The organism is Scatolibacter rhodanostii (genome assembly GCF_900197595.1).
Taxonomy (GTDB): Bacteria; Bacillota; Clostridia; order Oscillospirales; family Acutalibacteraceae; genus Scatolibacter; species Scatolibacter rhodanostii.
The window spans coordinates 1-20,664 of sequence record NZ_FZLO01000003.1 but is presented as its reverse complement, the minus strand read 5'-3'; the positions used below and the strand labels follow the sequence as shown (position 1 = coordinate 20,664).

Here is a 20,664-nt window from a genome sequence, read left to right as displayed (position 1 = left end):
TTAATAATAACTTTTTATTTCATCAAATTTTTCATTCATCAGCGAAATTGCCCAGCCATTATCCGCATCATATCCCCGATAAACATGTTCTTGAACAGCAACCAAAAGCAGATAAATATCATACCAAAGGATGCGTTTTTGCTCTGAAACTGTAAACTTTTCAATACCATAACCACTTAGAAATTCGGTTGTTTGAGCGTACGACCGAAAACCGACTTCCATTAAAACATCACCCCACAAACAACGTTCCCAGTCGATGATACCAGTAATTTTGCCGTCTTTCACGAATACGTTTCCGTCCCAAATGTCCCAATGCACAAGCTGTGGTATTTTCACTTCCTCAAAAATCAGCTTGTGTTTTTCTAATAAACAGAGCAGTTCATCAAGTGAAATAGGCAACTTTATTTGTGCTTTTTCAGCGTTTTGCACCATCGCTTTTATCATTTTTGCGAAAATATCATACCAATGTTCACCCTGAAATTCAGTTTGACTTGGATAGCCGAAAAAGTTGTTTGTTATCGCGTTGATTTGCTTGTTTAACTTGCCAGTTTCATGGTAAATATAGCTGATTTCTTCTGCACTAAAACTATCTTTTTGCGTGGAAAAGCTCTTTCCCTCAATCTTTTCCATGAAAAAGTACGGCGCATTGCAGAGTGCGCATGAAAAATCGCTGAACTGCACTTTTGGTAAAGGCACAGCACTCTTTTCAGCGACAATTTTCATACACGCAACCTCGGTCGCCATGATGTTTTTTTCATAAGCTATGACAGTTGTGTCTGGGTGCGGAGCAATTTTTAACACACTTTCTGTACCATCATCAAAAACAACAGCATAAGCAATGTTGAAAAATCCCTCGGTTAGTTCTTGGATATGCGTTAGCTTTTTATTAGGAAATGCTTGTTTCACCATGCTTTCCAGCGTGTTTTGCGATTGCACGTTTTTTGTCAATAATGGCATATATAAAATTACCCCTCGCTTTTGTTCACAAAATCCAAGGCGTAATAAACGGCACCGTGGTCAATATTTACCGTTGTTTTTGTCATACGAATAGCCAGAATGACACAGTTTTCGTTATCCTCGTTATTGGCGATATCATACCATGCGGCAAAAACGGTGCGTAATTTTTCCCTTAATTCCGCGTTTTTAGGGTCAAGCACCCAACCTAAATTTTCCCCAACACCCACACCGTAAATACCGCCGAAGTTCACAGAAAAAGCCACTGCATTGTTCATAGCAATCTGCCGTATTTTGTTTGATTCGCCCCACGTTACGACGTAAAATACACCGTCTTCGTAATAGGCATCAACATCCCGTGTACAAGGCTGTGGCAGTCCGTTCGCACTTAAATCTGTAGAAATAGTGGATAACGAAATCACATTATCTTTGTTATTTCCGCATAGTTTGTCGATTGCTTTTAATCCTTCTTCAAATTTGCTCATGCTTAATTTCTCCTAATTTTTTATAATTGTGAATATACAATACACTAAAGTTTAGCATCACTAACAATATCATAAATATAAACACATGGATTTTCTTTGCTTATATCAGATTCTGGTATTTTCATTGACTTAATTTTCAGCTTAATACCCAACGCCTTTTCCAAGCCGTACATACGACCGCCGGCACAGGATTCATAATACAATGACAAGGGCGCTGTGTATTTACCGCTGACTGTATGCTTATAACAATCCTCGCAAGCGAATGTCACTGTGATGGTATTGTCGTCCTCATTAAGTGTGATATCACAAGTTTTCCCAGTAAAATCACCGATAAAGGCAGTTATGTAGCGTTCAAATCTGGTACGCAGCGGCTTTCCCACGTGCTGTAATGCAAAGGCTTTTCTGATTTTATCCTGTCCAGTTCCTTGGCAGCCGCCGTGCATCTCCCACAACGTATAGCGTTGATTTTGTGGCAAATATTCACCCATTGCTTGCATAAAATAATTGTCACAATCTGTACCGCTGTGTTGAATAATGATATCCTCGAACAAGGGTAATATATCAGGTGATACACCACTTTTTTTCTTTTTCATCATGTTTAGCATTATTTTCATAATTGAAACTCTCCAATTTACGAAAACCTCGATTTTTCATAGTTGTATGGGATACTTGTTCCCACAACTATGTCCTCAATTTTCTCAATAATTAGCCAATCGTCCATATTGCCTTGGTGGTCAAACGCAAGAGCGGGCTCAATTTTTTCCACTTGTGCAAATTCCACCAAACACAAGCATTTTTTGTGCCAACGAGTACGCTGCTTGTCTGTTAAAGCCAACTTTTCTTGATTGTCAGCAAAGGTTTGATTAATTTCATCTTCTGTCAGCTTGACGTAATTTTGCACGGATTTCACAATAGCTTTTGCCGAAATGTCAGCTGTGCCTTTTTCCATAAAATACAGTATTTCGCCCTCGAAAACACGACTATGAGGAATTTTCCTTCCAGCCGCCCCACGCACCACCATGGTTTTTTCACCAGTTATAATTTTGTCTAAAACATGTTCACCTTTTTTGCCTGCGTTGTCGCAATAAACTAAATGTACCATAAAATTACCTTTCAAAATAAATTAACCTGTTTTTCTAGTGTTTGTATACGTTGCTATTGAATAACGGGCGGTATGTAAATATTCAAGAAAACCCAGACCGATAAGTTTAAAATGTCTACTAAACAATGTGCAATGATACACCACTTTAAGGATTTTGTCTTGTGATAGACATATCCCCAAATTAAACCCATGACAATTAAGGGTAAAATCATTATGTGGCTTCTGATTGTGATAGAAAACACACCCCACATCATGTGACTTAAAAGAAAAAGTCCTGTCGAAAAAAGAATTTTTGCTACCGGTTTCCAAGATAAATTGTCTAGTAGATAACTACGCCAAAAAAGTTCCTCTGCGATAGGGTTGAATACAGCAAATATGATCCACAGCAAAATTAAAGCAAACCCGTTTATGTATTGAATTCCCCATGCAAACGAAGCGATGCCGAACAGCACAGGAATAAGGGAAATCAGAATATATTTTAATCTTGTATTCTGAGATAAGATTAACGTCAACTTCTTTTTTGTAGGCTTAACGATAACGAAAATAGACGTCCAATATACAAGTGCTAATGGAATAAATGCCCACTCATTAATATATATATTCGCCACCATCGCCACAACAAAGCCTATAAAAATTACACTCAAAGCCGTTAGCGTAATCTTAGTGTTTGCTTTTCCCATCAACCGCTACCATCCTCATTGTGCAAACTTAGTATATCAATATTCTCGGTTTTCAAATCACAATAATGCCGTCCTTTTATTGCAGTAAACTTTAACACGCAATAATCAGGGTCGGTGATACCTTTTTTATAAAACATTGTGTCGCCAGTTCGCCAAATTTCCTGCTTTATATCCGTATCTTGTAAAATTTCCATCGTGCCAATAAGCATGACGCCCTTATAGCGAAAGCGCCCTTTGTTGAAGAAATAAATGCTTGCTTTTTCGTTGTCTTGGTATTGTTTTACCCTTAGTGATGAGGTGTTTGTCGTGAAATAGAAAAAATTACCTTCTATTTTTCGTGGCATGAGCATCGCTTTCATATTCGGAAAACCCTCGTCATCCACTGAGGCAATGAAAGCCACTTTTTGCTTATGTATAAATTCTAATATCTGTTCTTTTGTTTTCATAGAATCATCCTTTGTATTTCATGAAATGCGTTTCTTTTTATTGCCACTAACATACAAAATTGTGCTTATCAATGCTATTACAATAAAAACATGAAGCACAATATGATATAAGTCAGGAATATAGCGATTTTCGGAAGAAAACAACTTTATAGAATCAGTGAAATAGCGCATTTTAGCTTCTCCACCACCAAAAATGGTGTAATACTCATGGGAGATAAACTGCGTAATGAGCCACATCAATTGCCAACCGATTAAGATATATTTACCTATCTTTTCTCTTAACATAAAAAAGAGCAGTGCAACAACAAAGATAACCATAAATATTCCGTCCTCTTTCCACGAACGGGTAACTAAATAGGTATCCTCAAAATATATACCCGCCATGTCTAGAAAGAACCACGCAAGCAGCAATAGATTTGCAACCATACAACACTTTTTCTTCATAAATATATCCTTTATTTATTCGGTTTTCGCTTAATAGCTAACAGTTTTTCCATATCATTAAACAAGTATCTGCGTTAGTTGGTACTTTTTCAAGCACAATGATCCTTTTTTCAAGTCGTGATATACCAATAAACACCGTACTTATCCACTACTTCAGCACAACAGTCACTCCATGGCAATTTGCCTATCGCCAATACTATCGTGCCTTGTTTTGATAATAATTCATACGCATTCATAACCTCAATTTCCGTATCGAAATTGAGGCTATAACTCATGGTTGGACGTGATTGTTTTAGCGACGAGCCAAGCATCATTGAAACAAATTTGACATTTGATGATTCGCTTACGGCAAACATCTCGTTTCCATTTTTTAGGAGTTCTGCATGCATATACGTGCCGTTTGAATTTTTCTCATGATATCCTAAAGTTAATCCAAAAGCTTGCCTATAAAATTCGACAGCTTCAACTGTATTTTCTATATATAATGTAGCACCTAGTTTCATGGTAATACTCCCCAACTATATATTTTCTGTGTTATGATTTAAGAGTAGTGCCTAAATAATTGCAAGCTTTTGATAGTTTCATTATTCGGTTTTTAGCCTCACAGGTACAAATGCCTCCATTTGTGCAAAACCTTGTGCCTTAATTACTTCTTGCGGCGTAATAATATGCCCCATAGAATAGTGATTTTCTCGCTTGTCTAGCTCAAATAGTTCGGATTTTCCAACCCATTTAAGCACTTCTTTGTATAAACAGTCATTTCCCTCGTGATCGCCGTCCTTGTAGTGATATGTAATGTACAAGCCACCGTCAAAATCAAAGGTTTCAAAATCCTCTGTGTCGACATAATCCGTCAGCGCATAAATCCAGACCATACCGCCTTGCTGTTCGTCAAAGTATAGATAATCTCTTGGCGAAAAGTTATCCGCTGGCTGTGGTTTAATTTTTGAGAAATATGCATTGAACTTTCCTAAAACACCATTTTCTGAAAAGTCAAAATTTTTGTCCAATCCAGACGAAACAGCCTTAAAGGATGGCAGTGAGATAACTCGGAAATTCATAGCTATACCTCCAATAATTTAATAAAAGCGCATATTAATTACGCAATTTCAAAGGGTTTCATTTTGAATTCTCCTACACAGGTTACTTTGAACCATCATGTTGATGAGTGTTCAGTGACAATAGATATTTCTTAACCCCAGACCAGAAGAACCCAACCTTTAAATCTTTCATAGGTAACTGAGAGTTTTGCGGAGGTCGTTGTGCGATGTGTTGTAAACAATACCCCTCTGGAATGACAACAAATTTACAGGTTCCCGGCTGTAAAGCTTTACTTGTGCAGCCGTAGATGCATTTTAGGCAGAAATGGCACTTATCGCTAAAAGTCGGCATTCCGTTTTGCAGAACAATATTACCAGACGGACAATTTTTGACACACCAACCACATTTAGTGCAGTTTTCTAGTACCTTTATGCGTTTCCCAAAATAATGCCCACCTGCTGTTTCAAGCTTTCCGAGCTTTGAAAAAAGTCGATCTATCCATAGCGGTGAGGATTTTTTTATAATGCCTGATAATATGTCGTGTGAAATCTGTTCAATAGCAATTGGCAGTGCCTTAATCAGTAAATATGGCAGGGGATTTGGCGGGAGTGATACCCAATTTGATGGCATGACAAGCATACGTTCATATACAACATGATAGCCTTTTTTGCAAAGTCGTTTCATGCTTCCAACACGGCAAGCTGTGTTGGGGCAAACTTCACCTGCGCCTGAAACAGAAATGACGGCTGCATTGACATTTCGTATTGTTTCCAAGCCGTCAAGCCACTGATAAACAGCGTGCGGTGCATTAAATGCATGGACTGGAAAAAGCAAAATGAGTAAATCAAACTTTCTGTCGCTCGTTTTCATATCAAAAGCAATACGCTCTAATGTACAAACGCAACCTGCTTTTATAATTGTATTTTGCAGTGTTTTCGCCGCTAATTCTGTGCCGCCTGTTCCGGAATAGTACGCAATCTTTATGTTGGAATAAATATTCATCACATCAACTCTATTTTTTAGACTCAATGGAAAATCCCTAATTACTATTTCTCTAAAACAACTGCAATCGTGTGGCTGTTTTCCGTATAAGCTTTTCCGGTTACATCACTGAATGCTGCAAATTTGTGAAATCCTGCTTCATTTGCCTCTCTCATTAGGGTTTTTAACGTAAAGCAAGAATTCCATATGCAGTATTCTTTGATTTCACTGTCGGTGATAACAGCTGTTTGTTCCAGTGTCACATTGTCAGAATACTTGTAGTGTGCTTTTAATGACAGATATCTTTTTGCGCTCCAAAATCCGCCATTCTCATGAATGTTCCAAGTTTTCATTTCTTCAAAATCGTCGTATTTCACCATAGAAAATACATCCAATACGAGTTTTCCGCCAACTTTTAGACTATGGTATATTTTCCGTAGAATAATTGCTCTGTTTTCGGTTGACAGAGCACCGTAATCGCAATAAATAAAGGTGGCTAAATCAAAAACATTGCTGTAATCCATTTTCAGATAGTCTTGATAAACATAAGTAATATCTAAACCTTGCTTATTCGCAGAATTCTTAGCATATTCAATTGAGCGTTTTGAAAAATCAATTCCCGTTACTTTATAACCGGTTTTACAAAACCGCTCAGCGTATAACCCCGGACCACAACCTATGTCCAATAATCGGGGATAGTCATAAAACGGTATAATTTCTGATATCCATTTTACAGACTGGTCAATAAAGCATAATTTTCGGCTTGCACCGTCAAAATCAGGGTTAAGGTGGGCTGCAAGCATGTGTTTTGAAATATGTTCATCATTCCAAAAGATCTCATCATTTTGCTTATAGAGCGTTGGACGTTCCAAGTGCTTAAAAATGTTATTATACATAGCTATTTATCCTTAAAAGTAGTCAGTAAAATTCGATTTTGATTACGACTTGTGAAACATATCAGCAATCCATTTACCTTTAGGGCAAGGGGCATCTGGCAATACCGCCATTTGTTCGCAAATGCCTTGAATCGAACTCCAATACGCAATGCTTAGGGCATATGGGTCGCCCTCACGAATGACACCTCGTTCTTGTCCCTTTTTCATTAGGGCAACAGTGGAAGTGTACATATCCACTTCCATTAATTTTAATTCATCGGCATAGGAGGAAACCCCTGAATAGTACGCTTGCCCCATCAACACAAACATTTTAGCTGCAAAAGGTTGTTCCTCCAAACTAGTAAATATTTGCTTGGCAGTTTCTTCTAAATAACGCAAGGGGTCGTCATTTTCTTTAGGAAAAGTATTCGTCGAACTGGAAATTCCAAGCTTGATAAGTTCCTCATAAAGTGATTCTTTCGATCTAAAGTAATGAAATAAAAGTCCTGTACTCATGCCAACCGCTGTGGCAATGTCCGCAACTTTTGTCCCCGAATATCCTTTTGTTATAAATAAATCGAGCGCAACAGAAAGAATCTCCCAGTACCTTGCTTCTCTTTGTTCATTTCTTATTCCCATTTGTTGAACCTCTATTCAATGAATATATATTCATTATATCAAAACTCGGACACTTTTGTCAATGAATTCAATGGTTTTTTTGATAATTTATTTAAAACGCCGATACTTGTTATTTTCTATATTGATTCAATTAAGACCGTAATAGCCATCTATTATGGTCTCATAAACCGTTTTGGTTTTACTAACTTTTCGTTTTTTTACCCTCAATTCTATTCGAAAAATGCAAGTCATACCAAATAGTGTTATACTCACATAGGACGTAATGTGCAAGAAGACGATAAGGGTACATAACAGGGGGATAGATACTGCTGCTGTTCCGTGCTTTCTTCTCAGAACAGGTTAGATCTATGCGTTTATAGTTGCAACGATGCCGCTTAAAGCATTCATTGTTCCATGACAAAGTATGCTTGGTACAATAGAGCCTTTTCCAACTTTTTCATTGAGATATCCTTGAACCCATGCCATTATAAATACCAGCAAACCAAATCCTAAGCACCGCCAAAGCGCTATCTGTGTTATGTAAAATAAGCTATGGATTGCACCAAAAATAAATGCTTGTGAAGTGTTACCCCAAATAAAGCCAAGTTTACTCATCAAACGCTTACCGATAAAGCCACGGAAAAACACTTCCTCTGATAACCCAGTTTGTATATAGCTGTATACTATTATGCTTGGTATTGCCGTTATACCCTTTCCAACTTTTTGAGTCGTTGCATTTTCCACATTTCCCAATAAAAGCGGGATAATGACCGAGAACATAGTGCTCATAATAATAACAAAAATGCTGATGGCAATAAATAATCGGGCTTTGCTTTTCACAGATGTTTTATGTAACCCTATCCAGACAAAAAAACTGTGGTTTTTTCTCGCCGTGAACAACCACCATGTCAATGGAATCAAGGCAAATAGGAGAAGTTGTAGTACACCATAAAAAATAGCCGAAATAAAATCTTGTATCATCGTCATTTAGACGCTCTTTTCCAGTATATGAGCCCAAAGTATAAGCTGAGTGTAAGCACAAACGATAAAGTGAGTTTTAACGCAAATTGCGCACTGAATACATCGCAGATGAGTGATATCACTAAATATGATGGCAATGGTAACCAACCCACAAATGAAATGCGTAACCACTTTATCTTGAATTGCTTTAATTCATCAACTAACTGATTTTGTTTTATGCCATTTTTAGCATAACCATATCCTGCAAAAAATACAACGCAACTACATATCTCTAACCAACTACCAAAGAGTATACCCATATAATTTTCGGTTTCAAGCCATATAAAATAGGGCAACACTAGTCCCAGAATCGCAAAAAATAGACTGAGTTTTGCAATTGTTTTTGCGACATAAAATCGCCTATTTTCACCGTCGATAATATTGTTCTTGACATTTTTGATGATTTCGCTATCTATTGTTTTTTCATTAATCGTTTTTTCACCGGACAGCAAATCATCTACGCTTGTGCTCAATATACTAGCCAATACTGGCAGTATTGTGACATCAGGCATCCCTTGTCCGGTTTCCCATTTTGATACCGCTTTATTGGTAATACCAAGTTCATCGGCTAATTGTTGTTGAGTCATGCCGTGTGTTTTTCTACATAGTGCTATGTATGCACCAATTTTAACTGTATCCATATACCCTCCAAGTTGCAGTCTGTTATATCTTTATTATAGTTGTTTTGATAAATGAGTACAACCCACAGCCTGTTGGATTTAGTCTACTCTGAGTGGAATATGGCTGCTTAATCGCTAACGGATAGTGTGCTGTACAAACTCCTTTGACAAGCTTTATACAACTTGCTATCATTTTCAGCACATCTAGATTATCCGTACAAATACACTTGTTTCCATCATTTCTTATAGCAAACTACTACGATTGCATCCACCTTTTTGTCGTCTTTTTTGTTATTATAGCATAAAATCTTAAAAGAATTAAGCTGATTGTTTACAAATGTATCATAAATATTTCTGTATTCCATATCTTTTTATCTGGACAATATTTAACTGATCCTTTTTTGTCATATAGATATAGTTAGCATAATGACAAGGAGGACTCATGCAATGTACAAACCTATTCTATCTCTATTAGACCTACAGAACTCCCTCTCTGGCGCAACCATTGTCGCCTTCGATTTTGAAACCGCGCCAGATGAAAAATACAGGGTTGAAGAGAAATCAGCACTCGATGCTCATAAGTCGCATATCGTTGGCATTAGCTTTTCCGTTGCTGAAAACAGTGCCGTATATCTGCCACTAGTTCATAAAACAGGTGAAAATGCAGAAAATCAAGCGGAGATATGGGTTTGGCTTACAGACTTCTTCGCTGATTTTAGCATCACCAAAATCTCCCACAACCTTGCTTTCGAGAGCCAGTTTCTCTACGCTCGTGCCGGGAGCCCCGGTGGCAGCATTGTAGTACAAGAACCGTGCTATGATACCATTGCAGCCGCGCAGCTCATTTACAAGAATGAGAAAGAATTTCGTACCCTTGGTGACTGTGGACTAAAAACTCTAGCAAAAGAGTTTTTTAACGAACAACTACCCTCATATGAGGATACCGTTGGCAGCAAACACTTTGATGAACTCAACCCACAAGATGAAAAAACAGTCTGTTATGCCTGTGCCGATGCAGACTATGCTCTGCGGTTGTATCATCTGCTGAACAACTGGTTTGACCGTTTCCTGCCTAAGCACAGATATATTGTGGAGAAAATCGAATCACCAACCGCCGTCTATGTTGGCATTATGCGATACAACGGACTACCCTTTGATAAGAATCTCATGCTTGCAAAGCGAAAGGAATGTGATTTAAAACTTGGGCAACTCAAGTATGAAATCCAGTTCATTATCGGTGATATTAACATTGGCTCAAATGCCAGTACAGCTGCTTTCAAGAAGTATCTTTTTGACACATTGAAACTTCCCAGAATGAAGCTCACCGCCAAAGAAAACAACGCACTTGATGACGAAGCGATTATTCTGTTGAAAGAATGGTGTGCAGAAAACAAACCAAATCTCGTACCCTTATTCGATTATGTACAAGAATACCGACATTGGGCGAAAATCAAAAGTACCTACATAGACGGCTATTTGAAATACATTAACACAGCCACAGGTCGGATTCATCCCGATCTACTGCCTCTTGCAACTGAAACAGGACGATTCGCTTCACGCTCGCCTAACTGTCAGAATATGCCGAGAAGTGGCGCTGATGATGTCGGCGTCCGTAATTTCATGGTTGCTTCCGAGGGTAAGTTGCTGTTATCACTAGACTTTTCTCAAATAGAATTGCGTGTGGGTACTTTTTACTGCAAAGATGAGCGGATGCTCGAAACTTACCAAAACGGCGGTGATATTCACGCACTCACAACCGCCGTCATTTATCGTATTCCCATTGAAGAAGCCAGTGATAAAAATCACCCACAGTACAAGGAACGCCGTACCATAGCTAAAAACTGCAATTTCGGTACGTTCTTCGGCTTGTTCCCAAAGGGATTACAGAAAACTTTGAAATTCAAGGCAGGGCTGACCGTTTCCCTTGAAGAATGTGAAACCATTATTCGCAACTTGAAAATCGGCTATCCTAGACTTGAGCGTTGGCAGGAAGAAGTCAAGAAGCGTGCTGGGTTTCGTCGATACACTGAAACTTGGCTTGGCAGACGGCGCAATCTACCCGATATCGCCTCCTCAAATTGGGCGAAAAAATCCTTTGCCGAACGTGTAGCGATGAACACTCCAATCCAAGGCACAGCTGCAGATATTCTGAAACTTTCTATGGCAAGGATTCTAAAAGGCTTGCCTGATCGCCCATGGTTGATGCCGATTCTACAAATACATGATGAATTGGTCTTTGAAATTCCTGAAAAACAGCTTGAAAATACCGTGAATTTCATCAAAAATTGCATGGAACAACAGCCATTTGAAGCATTTTCTGTGCCAATTATCGCTGAGGCTGCTGCAGGGAAACGTTTCGGTGAACTCCACGAATGGGAGGTGTAACATGAGTGCCTATTCGCTAACTCCAATCAATGTGCCGTCAGAAGATTTCCTGCACGCTTTCTTTGAACCGGAAGATCGCGTTTGTTTGCGTGTTTTTGAAGATAAGGGCGATGGCAGCTTTGCCGGGCAAAAGCTCGAATGCCTACTTGAAGCTTTTTCCGATATAACCGAAACATTGGAACGACATAACAAGGCTGACAGAGGCGTTTTCTTTGTTGTGAATTCCGGCGGTCACGAGGATGAAACCATTAACCGGGTTAATGCGCAGTTTGTCGAAATGGACAATTGCTCTTTTGAAGAACAGCTTGAAAAAATCAAAGTGTTTAAAATCGAACCCTCTATTATTGTCAAAACACAGAAATCCCTCCACTGTTATTGGCTGATGAAAAGCAGTGCCAAAGTAGAGAAATTCCGACCTATTCAAGGGCTATTGGTGAAGCAATTTTCTGGTGATCCCAAATGTATCAACGAGAGCCGAGTTATGCGGATTCCAGGCTTCTATCACTGCAAGGGCGAGCCTGTTTTGGTGCAGTGCATCAAATTCAACCCAGAACTGCGTTATACACAAGCAGAGATTTCGGCAGAACTGCCTGAAATTCCAGAGGAAGAAAGCTTCTCGAATAGAACTGAATCATCTGCTATAAAAGAGCGTGGACAGCAAAAAGGGCTATCTCTCATGGGAAGAAAATGCCCTTTTTTCACCTATTGTAAAAGAAAAGCTAAAACGCTTCCAGAACCGGATTGGTACGCTATGATTTCCAACATGGCTGTGTTCGAGGGCGGTGAAGAAGCCATTCACAAGCTCTCAAAGCCGTACCCCAAGTATTCGTTTCGTCAGACCCAAAGCAAAATTGAGCATTTTCACGCTTCTGGAACAAAGCCGATTACTTGCAAGAAAATCTTTGAGGGCGACTTTAAATGCCCTCATGAACATAAATGCAAAGCAAAATCTCCAGCCGGGTTAGCCTTTTTTCCTGCAACACTGGTGGAACTCAAGAAATGGCTGGATTCCATCAAAAAGTCAGGTGATACGGTTGCCGATTTACAGCTTGCTAATCGCTATATTGCTGATTATCTCTACAACCAAGAGCCTTCTCTTGCCGAGCCGTTCATTCGATATGACATGAAGAAGCATTTTGAATATAAATCCAGTGATGTGCGTGGATTGATAGCCTTGTATCGTGAGATTTATAGCAAATTTGTCAGTCATAATGAAGTGAAAAAGAGGAAGTCAGGCTTAGACGAGTGGTACGAGGTTAATAGAAATGGTGTTCCACGCTTAATGCCTGGTATCCTTGCCAATCATCTGATGGGAACATTTCATGCTTTCTACTGCACGGAGCAATATTATTTCTATGAAACTGGCGTTTATCAGCCACGAACAGAAAAAGATGCAAAAGCCACTGTTCGCACTTACCTCAATCCGCGTGATGTCACCATGAACCAAATCAACGATGTTGAGGGTCAATGGCAGCTGACAATCCGAAAGGCTATTCGGGAAGTCAATGCAAACCCTTTTATTATCAACTGCAAAAATGGCTTATACAATGTGCTTGATGATTCTTTTCGTGACCACGAACCAGCGTATTATTCAACCGTTCAGATGAAAGCAAACTATAACCCTGAGGCAAAATGTCCACGCTTTATGGAATTTCTGAACAGTGCCCTTGAGCCGCCTGAAATCAACTTAATACAAGAGATTTTCGGATATTTTCTTGTACCCATCACAAAGGCACAGAAAAGCTTTTTACTCTGCGGTTTACCGAATGTGGGTAAATCCACGATTCTTACCTGTTTACAAGAGTTTCTGCTGGGTGCTGAAAATGTCAGTAATATACCGCTTCAATCCCTGTCCGACCGTTTCCAGCCAGCAGAGCTCTTCGGAAAACTGGCAAATATATTTGCCGACCTACCCTCAAAGAAGATTGACGATGCGGGTATGTTCAAAGCTGTCACTGGTGAAGATTACATTACAGGCGAGCGCAAACACAAAGACCCATTCAGTTTTAAACCATTTGCCCGATTCTTGTATTCTTGCAACGACATTCCACGCAACTATGGTGACAAAAGCGAAGCCTTTTACCGCCGTCTAATCATCATTCGATTCAGTAAGCCTGTGCCTCCCGACAAGCACGACCTCCAGCTTGGGGATAAACTGTCTCTGGAACGTGACGGCATTTTACTCTAGGCAATAGACGGCTTGAAAAGGCTAATTGCTAGCCACTATCAGTTTACCGAAACCAAGCGCACCAAAGCAGAGCTGCAAGCCTATAAGATTGAAAATAACACGGTTCTCGCTTTTATTCAGGAGCAGTGTTTGCTCGAACCAGATGCTGTCAGTTACCGTAAAGAAGTCTACGGTGCATTCGTGGAGTATTGTAACGCAAACAATCGCGGCAAGGTGTCTTTTCCAAATTTTCTGAAAGAAGTAACAAATTCTCAGCGTGGAGTTGTCACACTGCATGATGAACCCATTACTCGCAGAGCAATTTTCAAAGGCTTAAAACTGCGTTGAAAAGCAGAACTCCCCGACAAATAACCTTTATTTTTTTGCCCTTTTGGGAACGCTTTCACATGGTATGGAACACTATTCGGAAGGGTATTTATCTCGTGTTCATGCGGTTTGGAACGGCACAAAGGCTTTTTCCAAAGTTATTGCATAACGCGAAGCGTAAAATAAAACGCTAAAAAGATATAAAAGATATAGTAGAGCTGGTGTTCTCTCCCTGTTTGCCGTTCATGCCAGTCCTTTTGAAAGGAGCTTGCTTATGCCACAAAAGCCATTTAAACCCTGTGCTTACCCCGGCTGCCCCGAGGTAATTCGTGAGGGACGATACTGTCCGAAACATAAAACCATTGTGAACCGTGACTACAATGCTACCGCTCGTAGAGCTGATTATTCCAGCACTTATGATCACCGCTGGCGTGTCCTACGTGACCTTTATTTTTCCAAGCACCCTCTATGCGAAGAATGTTTGAAGTCTGATAAGCTCACCCCTGCCAACCTTGTGCATCACATTGTTCCCACCGAAAACGGTGGAACACATGAAGATTCCAATCTCATGTCGCTATGCCATTCTTGTCACAACAAAATCCACCGTCGGGGGTAGGGGGTATCTATCTCTACCACCCTTTGCTGCGCAATCGGCGCAGGGTTTCGCGCTAAACTTACGCGATTTCAAAGATTTCAGAAGTCCCACAAACCCAGTGTTTGTGGGACTTTGTCATGTCTAAAACTCTGATATTTCCCTTGTTTTTCAGAAAGTCAGAATAAATCAATCATTTTGTATCGCAAAAGTCTAAAAATGTACGGATTTTGGGGTGGGAAAAACGCAGAGCAGACGCAAAACGGCGGCAGGACAAGAAAAATTCGGCACGGACAAGGGTTCGGCACAAAAGGACAGGTTCTGACAAATAAATCCCGTACAAGCAAGTTTTGAAAAGTGATAGCATATCATAAAACAAGAGAGATTCAAACAGGAGGGATAGCCATGCCCAGAGGCGGCGCAAGAAAAGGCGCAGGACGCAAGCCTAAACCCCTTGCAGAGAAGATTGCGGCTGGCAATCCTGGTCACCGTCCGCTCACGAAAGTGGCGTTTTTTGACGATACTTATGACCCATCAGAGCCACCTGGTTACCTCGATGACATGATTAGAATCAAAGACCGCCCCACACAAAAACCATCTGAGATTTATCGGGAAGCAATTCGTTACATGGAGCCTTCCGGCTGTTTATACCTCATTCCACGTGAACTCATCACGGAGTATGCTCTGGCGAAATACAATCTGCTGCAAACCCAGTATGAGTCACGTTTTTACCCCATTGTGGGCAAGACTGACAACGGTGATGTGGAGATTTCAAAATATCCAGAGCTTGCCATGAAACAGGAAAAAATTGTGCTGGCAATTTGGGCGACCATTTGGGACATTATTTCTCGCAACAGTGAGCGCACAGTCGATAACCCGGAGCAAGACCTGATGAAAGTGATGTTTGGCGGCAGAACGCGTAAAAAATCGAAACAGGAGTAAAGTTATGGGTGATATGCAAATTCAAAAAGTTTCTGCTGATAAGCTGAATCCGGCGACATACAACCCTCGTGTTGATTTGCAACCGGGCGATAAAGACTATGAAAAACTCCTTCGTTCGGTGGAGGAGTTCGGGTATGTAGAGCCTGTCATCTGGAATTCTCGCACAGGCAATATTGTGGGTGGACATCAGCGGTTTAAGGTTCTGCAGCATCTTGGCTACACGGAAATCGACTGCGTTGTGGTAGACATGGACGAAGTGCGTGAGAAAATGCTGAATGTGGCACTGAATCGCATTCAAGGCGATTGGGATAGACCTAAATTGTACACTGTGATTACGGATATTGAGTCTGCTGGCATGGAAATTCCGCTGCTTGGTTTTGAAACGCAGGAGCTTGATAAGCTGTATCAGGAGGTTCGCCGTGAGTCTGGCGAGTACAAAGAAGACGATTTTGATGCTGATACAGAGGCTGAAAAGATAACCGAACCTATTACCCAGCTTGGTGATATTTGGCTGATTGGCAAACACCGCTTGATGTGTGGGAATTCCGCGGATTTAGAGCAAGTCGCAACACTCATGGACGGCAAAAAGGCGCAAATGAGCTTTTGTGATCCACCGTGGAATGTAGATTACGGCGGTTCTGCCCACCCCTCGTGGAAGAAACGCACAATCATGAACGACAAGATGTCCGCTGTTGATTTCTATGATTTTTTGCTAGATTCATGCAAAGCTTTAGCTACAGCTTGCGAACCGGGAGCTATCCTGTATTTGGCTATGAGTGCGCAGGAGTGGGGTTCTTGTATGCAAGCACTCCAAGAAAGTGGCTTTCACTGGTCATCGACGATTATCTGGTACAAGGATTCTCTCGTGCTGTCACGCAAGGATTAACATACGCAATATGAGCCGATTTGGTATGGTTGGCTTGAGGGTAAAGCACGGCTGGTGGAGCTGAAAGACCGTGGGCAATCGGACGTCTGGGAGATTCCCAGACCGAAAAAGTCAGAGGAACACCCCACCATGAAGCCAGTGGCACTGGTGGCGAAAACCATCAACAACTCTTCTCGTGACGGCGATATAGTGCTGGATTTATTCGGTGGCTCGGGGACGACACTTCTGGCGGCTGAGCAATGCGACCGTGTTGCTCGCTTAATGGAGCTTGATCCAAAATACTGCGATGTGATTGTGAAGCGATTTATTGCGTTCAAAGAGAGTGATGAGGGGATATTTTTGCTTAGGAATGGGGAGAAAACGACATATCACGAACTGTCATAAAATACAAAGGGTAACCAAGTTATCGCTACTTGGTTGCCCTTTTATTAATAAGTTGAGTTTCTCAGTTTCGTATTAGACTCATAATATTAATAGTGTCTACTTAGTAAACACACAACAAATTGTCTCTTCCGCATCTGAGTATTTTTTACCTGAAACATCACCATAAAAATCATACGCGCCAAATCCTATAGGTTGAGCTTCTGATAACAGTTTTTCTTTAGTGAAGAAATGATCCCAAATGTTATAGCAATGTACCTCTGTTTCGTTAAGCACAATACTTTGTCTTAATTCCGTTTCATCATAGTCGTCGTATTGATAAATGGATTCTAAACAGATATATGGTTCTTTGCAAAAGAAGCCGCCTTTCTCTTCATAACACCAAGTTCGACTTTCTTTTTTTCTCATTTTAGGAGTGAATACATCGAAGATAAATTTACCATTTGGTCTTAACGCTCGATGAATTTTCTCTAATAGAATGAGCCGATCAGTAATTGATAATGCGGCGTAATCACAGTATATCAACGTTATTACATCAAATTTCTCAACATGATCAATTGTTAAATAATTTTGATAATGGTATTCGATATTACTTTTATTATGCTGTGTTTGTTCTTTCGCATATTCAATTGAGCGACTGGAAAAGTCAATCCCTATCACCGAATATCCGACACTATTAAACCGTTCGGCATATAGTCCAGGACCGCACCCCAAATCCAGTAATTGATGAAATTGCTTTGGCGGAGCTATTGAGGCTATCCAACTAACCGACATGTCTAAGAAGTCACTTTTACGAGTTGCTGCATCCCAGTGTGGATTAAGATGTGCTTCAAGCATTCCTTTTGATATATGTTCATCATCCCAAAAGGGATCAGTGCTTGGAATATATAGCTCTGGTTTCGCCAAATAGTCTCTTGATTTTTCAAACATAATTTCCTCCATTTTGTAGGAGGGTTAAAATATTGTCACCCTCCATATTTTGTTACATGCAATTCTCTGATTGAAATTCATAACGATCAGCCCCTTTCAAAAATATAATTGGCTTTTTAGAATTAATAATAACACTTGTATATAATAAAGTCAACATCTCCATTTCGAACTTTATACAAGTGAAACCATCTAATATCTATGTTTTGTTCCTTGACTTCACTTGCTTTTAGAGCGTTAATGTGTGTACGGAAACGTAAAAAACACTCTTGGAGGTACAAAAATGCAAGAATACAAATTCAACGTGATGGGCGCAGAGCGAAAAAGACTGGTTGGTGCTATTTCGGAAATATTGAATCAGCCAATCAAGTACTTGGGTATGCCCTCGGCGGCATATGAAGTGGGTCAAATTCACATTGACAAGCAAGGAACGCTAACAGGTGAAGTAACCGCCAAGCTTTTAGAACAACTTGAAAAACAAGGTTTTATCCCAGAAAGTGTGCCAATTCCAGACAGCATTACCATTGAAATACCACTTGACGGTTTCACAGAAAACAGCCTTGAAAATCTACGCAAAATGGTAAAATCAAAGGAAAATCTGCTCATGACAGCACTTGGAGTTGAGGAATTACCGATTCTGCTTTTGGAGGATAGAGTTCAATTCCCATGGTGCATGTTTACAGAGGACAGTGAGCGTGTTCACGCATACGCACAACTCGTCACCGCACTTTGCAACACAGCAAAAGAGAAAAAGCGTGTGAATGCTAAACAACAGGATGGCGTTGACAACGAGAAATTTACCATGAGGGTTTGGCTTATTTCTCTCGGGTGTACAGGGGTTGAGTATAAATATCTGAGGAAAATCATGGGTGAGAATTTGAGCGGAAATTCTGCTTTTCGCTATGGAAAACCACAAAAAGAACACCCTGACACCACAGAAAATGAGGTGCAGGGTGATGAATAATTTTCCTACAAAAGCAAAAGTCGAGCGTATTAGCAAGGACTACCCAGCTGGCACTCGTGTTGAGCTAACCGCACCGATGGATGACCCCTATACAAAGCTAAAAGTCGGTGACAAGGCGACTGTTATTGGCGTTGACGACAAGGAGCATATACTGTGTCGGTGGGATAACGGGGAAGGTTTGAACTTGATTGTTGGGATTGATGGGTTTAGGATAGTTGAATAAGTAAACAGCAGGAACTCGAATGTTCAAGTTCCTGCTGTTATCATTATTTCATCTTACTTTCTTTGTCACGAATCACAGTATTTAACTCAATCCTGAGCTCAGACATCCAGTCAGGCTCAGCATCAAATGTCTCAGCAACACAGCGTATTAGCCGTGCATAACCGTATAGATTGGTAAAACGTCTCATTAGTGGGTAGCTGTCCACCATTTCTTTGGAAAGCAAATGCTCCGAGCGGTATCCGTTTATAAACTCATCTTTTGCCATTTCCCATTTCCCACTGTCCAGTTCTTCCTCAATACAATCCAGTACTTGAACAATGTCAAGGGCGTACCAGTGATACATGCCGTCGTCAAAATCTATCACTGAGCAAGAATGCGTACCCTCATCATAAAACACATTATCAAACTCAAAGTCATAATGAACCAAGCCATAGCTTAACGTGTTAGCTGGTAATTTTGCAAGTAAGTCTTTAATTGATGCCAATTCGGTGTGAACAAATTGTGGTGCTTTGTACTCGATAAGTACTGTATCAATCCAATCCAAAACCTCGTTATAATCCCACTTCTTAATCGTTGGAGTATATTCGCTCGACAAAGTATGGAGCTTGCCCAATGCTTTGCCATAAGCGTACATCACTTCTGCCGACATATTCGTTTTAGAAATTTGTATGCCGCTGACAGCTTCAAATGACGTAACGTAATATTTTCCCCATGGCGTATTAGTGAGCACTGCGCTTTCTCCAGTCTTGCTCGTGATTGGCTTTAAGGCAGGATAATTGTTTTGATTTAAGTTCTTGATAAAAGCAATTTCACCATAAAGGTTTTTCTCCAGCTTTTCATCAACAGGTGCAATGCGTAGAAAACGAACGTTTTTCTCATAATAATAGGGGTAAATTCCGTTGGAGGATATGCGATAATAACCCAACATTTCGTCAAGTCCTTCTTCATCATAATCCCAGTACTTTTGTAGAACTTCCTTTACTAGCGTGAAGTTTTCGGTTAGATTTCTTAATTTAAGCATATGTTTCCTTTCAGAAATAAAAATGCACTTCTGAAAAACAGAAGTGCAAAAAATTTATCGCTGAAAAAATAAACATAAGTACAATTATTGAATGTTTACATTGTGAGCAATATCACTTCGATTTTTCATTAACGAATAAATTTTCATAATAACACTCACCTACCTTTCAATTTAAAGTTATCTTACCATAAATATTATGGTAAGTCAAGTCTAATACTGAAATACAGATTATTATTTCGGACAATGTCTATAACCATATAATCACGCATATATTTATGAATGGGTATATTTTCGTTCGGAGGTGACTATGTGGAGGAATTTCGCAGATTAAAAAACTACAAGCCAAGTCTCTTCAAGGCTCCCGGCTCGATATATAAGAAAAGTTTTGCTGATTCAGCGGTACTGTTTGTCGAACACCTAAAGCATGGCACGGGAAAATGGCGTGGCATGCCTTTTCAGCTTCTGGATTGGCAGGAGCGCATTATCCGCGACCTATTCGGCATTGTCAGAAAAGATACACAGTGCCGACAATTTCGCAGAGCTTACATAGAAGTTCCAAAGAAAAACGGAAAAAGTGAATTAG

The 20,664-nt window shown here is 40.1% G+C and carries 25 protein-coding genes and 1 pseudogene; 10 read left to right on the top strand and 16 right to left on the bottom strand.

Features of this window, described 5'->3' with window-relative positions:
* The 14 genes from CS931_RS07565 to CS931_RS07500 all read right to left on the bottom strand — a co-directional run bounded on the left by CS931_RS07565 (position 1) and on the right by CS931_RS07500 (position 9,287).
* Positions 1-957 carry a phosphotransferase family protein gene (locus CS931_RS07565; RefSeq protein ID WP_099205179.1) on the bottom strand — a complete coding sequence of 319 codons (957 nt, stop codon included), beginning with the start codon at positions 955-957 and terminating at the stop codon, positions 1-3.
* 8 nt (positions 958-965) lie between these two features.
* Positions 966-1,439 carry a pyridoxamine 5'-phosphate oxidase family protein gene (locus CS931_RS07560; RefSeq protein WP_099205178.1) on the bottom strand — a complete coding sequence of 158 codons (474 nt, stop codon included), beginning with the start codon at positions 1,437-1,439 and terminating at the stop codon, positions 966-968.
* 44 nt (positions 1,440-1,483) lie between these two features.
* Positions 1,484-2,053 (bottom strand): hypothetical protein, encoded by a 570-nt coding sequence (locus tag CS931_RS07555; RefSeq protein ID WP_099205177.1) that lies wholly within the window; start codon positions 2,051-2,053, stop codon positions 1,484-1,486.
* A 17-nt stretch (positions 2,054-2,070) separates the two neighbouring features.
* Positions 2,071-2,541, bottom strand: a complete 471-nt coding sequence (locus tag CS931_RS07550) for a hypothetical protein (RefSeq protein WP_099205176.1) — start codon at positions 2,539-2,541, stop codon at positions 2,071-2,073.
* 53 nt (positions 2,542-2,594) lie between these two features.
* Positions 2,595-3,221 (bottom strand): CPBP family intramembrane glutamic endopeptidase, encoded by a 627-nt coding sequence (locus tag CS931_RS07545; RefSeq protein ID WP_099205175.1) that lies wholly within the window; start codon positions 3,219-3,221, stop codon positions 2,595-2,597.
* On the bottom strand, positions 3,221-3,667 hold the full coding sequence (locus tag CS931_RS07540) for a pyridoxamine 5'-phosphate oxidase family protein (RefSeq protein WP_099205174.1): 447 nt from the start codon (positions 3,665-3,667) through the stop codon (positions 3,221-3,223). Before CS931_RS07540 ends, CS931_RS07545 begins: the two co-directional genes overlap by 1 nt.
* Before the next feature lie 18 nt (positions 3,668-3,685).
* The gene (locus CS931_RS07535; RefSeq protein ID WP_099205173.1) at positions 3,686-4,111 is read right to left on the bottom strand and encodes a hypothetical protein; all 426 of its coding nucleotides are present in this window, start codon (positions 4,109-4,111) and stop codon (positions 3,686-3,688) included.
* Between the two features lie 110 nt (positions 4,112-4,221).
* Positions 4,222-4,614, bottom strand: coding sequence for a VOC family protein (locus CS931_RS07530; RefSeq protein ID WP_099205172.1), 393 nt, complete (start codon positions 4,612-4,614; stop codon positions 4,222-4,224).
* An 81-nt stretch (positions 4,615-4,695) separates the two neighbouring features.
* Positions 4,696-5,172 carry a hypothetical protein gene (locus CS931_RS07525; RefSeq protein ID WP_099205171.1) on the bottom strand — a complete coding sequence of 159 codons (477 nt, stop codon included), beginning with the start codon at positions 5,170-5,172 and terminating at the stop codon, positions 4,696-4,698.
* 82 nt (positions 5,173-5,254) lie between these two features.
* Positions 5,255-6,154, bottom strand: a complete 900-nt coding sequence (locus tag CS931_RS07520) for an EFR1 family ferrodoxin (protein ID WP_099205170.1) — start codon at positions 6,152-6,154, stop codon at positions 5,255-5,257.
* Positions 6,155-6,198: 44 nt separating this feature from the next.
* Entirely contained in the window at positions 6,199-7,029 is an 831-nt protein-coding gene (locus tag CS931_RS07515) for a class I SAM-dependent methyltransferase (RefSeq protein ID WP_099205169.1), read from the bottom strand.
* A gap of 42 nt (positions 7,030-7,071) precedes the next feature.
* Positions 7,072-7,647: a TetR/AcrR family transcriptional regulator gene (locus CS931_RS07510; RefSeq protein ID WP_099205168.1), complete on the bottom strand. Its 576-nt coding sequence runs from the start codon at positions 7,645-7,647 to the stop codon at positions 7,072-7,074.
* 345 nt (positions 7,648-7,992) lie between these two features.
* Positions 7,993-8,613 carry a CPBP family intramembrane glutamic endopeptidase gene (locus CS931_RS07505; protein ID WP_099205167.1) on the bottom strand — a complete coding sequence of 207 codons (621 nt, stop codon included), beginning with the start codon at positions 8,611-8,613 and terminating at the stop codon, positions 7,993-7,995.
* The gene (locus CS931_RS07500; RefSeq protein ID WP_099205166.1) at positions 8,610-9,287 is read right to left on the bottom strand and encodes a helix-turn-helix domain-containing protein; all 678 of its coding nucleotides are present in this window, start codon (positions 9,285-9,287) and stop codon (positions 8,610-8,612) included. Before CS931_RS07500 ends, CS931_RS07505 begins: the two co-directional genes overlap by 4 nt.
* Before the next feature lie 426 nt (positions 9,288-9,713).
* On the opposite strand from CS931_RS07500, the gene CS931_RS07495 reads away from it, so the two are divergent.
* The 7 genes from CS931_RS07495 to CS931_RS13150 all read left to right on the top strand — a co-directional run bounded on the left by CS931_RS07495 (position 9,714) and on the right by CS931_RS13150 (position 16,949).
* Positions 9,714-11,651: a bifunctional 3'-5' exonuclease/DNA polymerase gene (locus CS931_RS07495; RefSeq protein ID WP_099205165.1), complete on the top strand. Its 1,938-nt coding sequence runs from the start codon at positions 9,714-9,716 to the stop codon at positions 11,649-11,651.
* A gap of 1 nt (position 11,652) precedes the next feature.
* Positions 11,653-13,839 carry a phage/plasmid primase, P4 family gene (locus tag CS931_RS07490; protein ID WP_099205164.1) on the top strand — a complete coding sequence of 729 codons (2,187 nt, stop codon included), beginning with the start codon at positions 11,653-11,655 and terminating at the stop codon, positions 13,837-13,839.
* Positions 13,840-13,851: 12 nt separating this feature from the next.
* A complete protein-coding gene (locus tag CS931_RS07485; protein ID WP_099205163.1) occupies positions 13,852-14,166 on the top strand; it encodes a hypothetical protein in 315 nt (104 codons plus the stop codon).
* A gap of 253 nt (positions 14,167-14,419) precedes the next feature.
* A complete protein-coding gene (locus tag CS931_RS07480) occupies positions 14,420-14,761 on the top strand; it encodes an HNH endonuclease (RefSeq protein WP_099205162.1) in 342 nt (113 codons plus the stop codon).
* A 381-nt stretch (positions 14,762-15,142) separates the two neighbouring features.
* The gene (locus CS931_RS07475) at positions 15,143-15,679 is read left to right on the top strand and encodes a hypothetical protein (protein WP_099205161.1); all 537 of its coding nucleotides are present in this window, start codon (positions 15,143-15,145) and stop codon (positions 15,677-15,679) included.
* Positions 15,680-15,683: 4 nt separating this feature from the next.
* A complete protein-coding gene (locus CS931_RS07470; protein ID WP_503167623.1) occupies positions 15,684-16,565 on the top strand; it encodes a ParB N-terminal domain-containing protein in 882 nt (293 codons plus the stop codon).
* A gap of 54 nt (positions 16,566-16,619) precedes the next feature.
* Entirely contained in the window at positions 16,620-16,949 is a 330-nt protein-coding gene (locus CS931_RS13150; protein ID WP_503167622.1) for a DNA-methyltransferase, read from the top strand.
* Between the two features lie 96 nt (positions 16,950-17,045).
* Here the strand turns inward: CS931_RS13150 and CS931_RS07465 are convergent, their stop codons facing one another.
* Entirely contained in the window at positions 17,046-17,876 is an 831-nt protein-coding gene (locus tag CS931_RS07465; RefSeq protein ID WP_099205160.1) for a class I SAM-dependent methyltransferase, read from the bottom strand.
* Positions 17,877-18,156: 280 nt separating this feature from the next.
* On the opposite strand from CS931_RS07465, the gene CS931_RS07460 reads away from it, so the two are divergent.
* Positions 18,157-18,837, top strand: a complete 681-nt coding sequence (locus CS931_RS07460) for a virulence protein (RefSeq protein ID WP_099205159.1) — start codon at positions 18,157-18,159, stop codon at positions 18,835-18,837.
* Positions 18,830-19,060 (top strand): DUF4314 domain-containing protein, encoded by a 231-nt coding sequence (locus CS931_RS07455; protein WP_099205158.1) that lies wholly within the window; start codon positions 18,830-18,832, stop codon positions 19,058-19,060. Before CS931_RS07460 ends, CS931_RS07455 begins: the two co-directional genes overlap by 8 nt.
* 43 nt (positions 19,061-19,103) lie before the next feature.
* Here the strand turns inward: CS931_RS07455 and CS931_RS07450 are convergent, their stop codons facing one another.
* The gene (locus CS931_RS07450) at positions 19,104-20,081 is read right to left on the bottom strand and encodes a phosphotransferase enzyme family protein (protein WP_099205157.1); all 978 of its coding nucleotides are present in this window, start codon (positions 20,079-20,081) and stop codon (positions 19,104-19,106) included.
* A gap of 309 nt (positions 20,082-20,390) precedes the next feature.
* Here CS931_RS07450 and CS931_RS07445 point away from each other — a divergent pair.
* Positions 20,391-20,664: pseudogene (locus CS931_RS07445) on the top strand (terminase large subunit); the annotation flags it as partial.

What these genes read in the sequence shown, in the direction of transcription:
- CS931_RS07565 (WP_099205179.1), bottom strand. Translation starts at nt 957, where the DNA reads ATGCCATTATTGACAAAAAACGTGCAATCGCAAAACACGCTGGAAAGC.
- CS931_RS07560 (WP_099205178.1), bottom strand. Translation starts at nt 1,439, where the DNA reads ATGAGCAAATTTGAAGAAGGATTAAAAGCAATCGACAAACTATGCGGA.
- CS931_RS07555 (WP_099205177.1), bottom strand. Translation starts at nt 2,053, where the DNA reads ATGAAAATAATGCTAAACATGATGAAAAAGAAAAAAAGTGGTGTATCA.
- CS931_RS07550 (WP_099205176.1), bottom strand. Translation starts at nt 2,541, where the DNA reads ATGGTACATTTAGTTTATTGCGACAACGCAGGCAAAAAAGGTGAACAT.
- CS931_RS07545 (WP_099205175.1), bottom strand. Translation starts at nt 3,221, where the DNA reads ATGGGAAAAGCAAACACTAAGATTACGCTAACGGCTTTGAGTGTAATT.
- CS931_RS07540 (WP_099205174.1), bottom strand. Translation starts at nt 3,667, where the DNA reads ATGAAAACAAAAGAACAGATATTAGAATTTATACATAAGCAAAAAGTG.
- CS931_RS07535 (WP_099205173.1), bottom strand. Translation starts at nt 4,111, where the DNA reads ATGAAGAAAAAGTGTTGTATGGTTGCAAATCTATTGCTGCTTGCGTGG.
- CS931_RS07530 (WP_099205172.1), bottom strand. Translation starts at nt 4,614, where the DNA reads ATGAAACTAGGTGCTACATTATATATAGAAAATACAGTTGAAGCTGTC.
- CS931_RS07525 (WP_099205171.1), bottom strand. Translation starts at nt 5,172, where the DNA reads ATGAATTTCCGAGTTATCTCACTGCCATCCTTTAAGGCTGTTTCGTCT.
- CS931_RS07520 (WP_099205170.1), bottom strand. Translation starts at nt 6,154, where the DNA reads ATGAATATTTATTCCAACATAAAGATTGCGTACTATTCCGGAACAGGC.
- CS931_RS07515 (WP_099205169.1), bottom strand. Translation starts at nt 7,029, where the DNA reads ATGTATAATAACATTTTTAAGCACTTGGAACGTCCAACGCTCTATAAG.
- CS931_RS07510 (WP_099205168.1), bottom strand. Translation starts at nt 7,647, where the DNA reads ATGGGAATAAGAAATGAACAAAGAGAAGCAAGGTACTGGGAGATTCTT.
- CS931_RS07505 (WP_099205167.1), bottom strand. Translation starts at nt 8,613, where the DNA reads ATGACGATGATACAAGATTTTATTTCGGCTATTTTTTATGGTGTACTA.
- CS931_RS07500 (WP_099205166.1), bottom strand. Translation starts at nt 9,287, where the DNA reads ATGGATACAGTTAAAATTGGTGCATACATAGCACTATGTAGAAAAACA.
- CS931_RS07495 (WP_099205165.1), top strand. Translation starts at nt 9,714, where the DNA reads ATGTACAAACCTATTCTATCTCTATTAGACCTACAGAACTCCCTCTCT.
- CS931_RS07490 (WP_099205164.1), top strand. Translation starts at nt 11,653, where the DNA reads ATGAGTGCCTATTCGCTAACTCCAATCAATGTGCCGTCAGAAGATTTC.
- CS931_RS07480 (WP_099205162.1), top strand. Translation starts at nt 14,420, where the DNA reads ATGCCACAAAAGCCATTTAAACCCTGTGCTTACCCCGGCTGCCCCGAG.
- CS931_RS07475 (WP_099205161.1), top strand. Translation starts at nt 15,143, where the DNA reads ATGCCCAGAGGCGGCGCAAGAAAAGGCGCAGGACGCAAGCCTAAACCC.
- CS931_RS07470 (WP_503167623.1), top strand. Translation starts at nt 15,684, where the DNA reads ATGGGTGATATGCAAATTCAAAAAGTTTCTGCTGATAAGCTGAATCCG.
- CS931_RS07465 (WP_099205160.1), bottom strand. Translation starts at nt 17,876, where the DNA reads ATGTTTGAAAAATCAAGAGACTATTTGGCGAAACCAGAGCTATATATT.
- CS931_RS07460 (WP_099205159.1), top strand. Translation starts at nt 18,157, where the DNA reads ATGCAAGAATACAAATTCAACGTGATGGGCGCAGAGCGAAAAAGACTG.
- CS931_RS07455 (WP_099205158.1), top strand. Translation starts at nt 18,830, where the DNA reads ATGAATAATTTTCCTACAAAAGCAAAAGTCGAGCGTATTAGCAAGGAC.
- CS931_RS07450 (WP_099205157.1), bottom strand. Translation starts at nt 20,081, where the DNA reads ATGCTTAAATTAAGAAATCTAACCGAAAACTTCACGCTAGTAAAGGAA.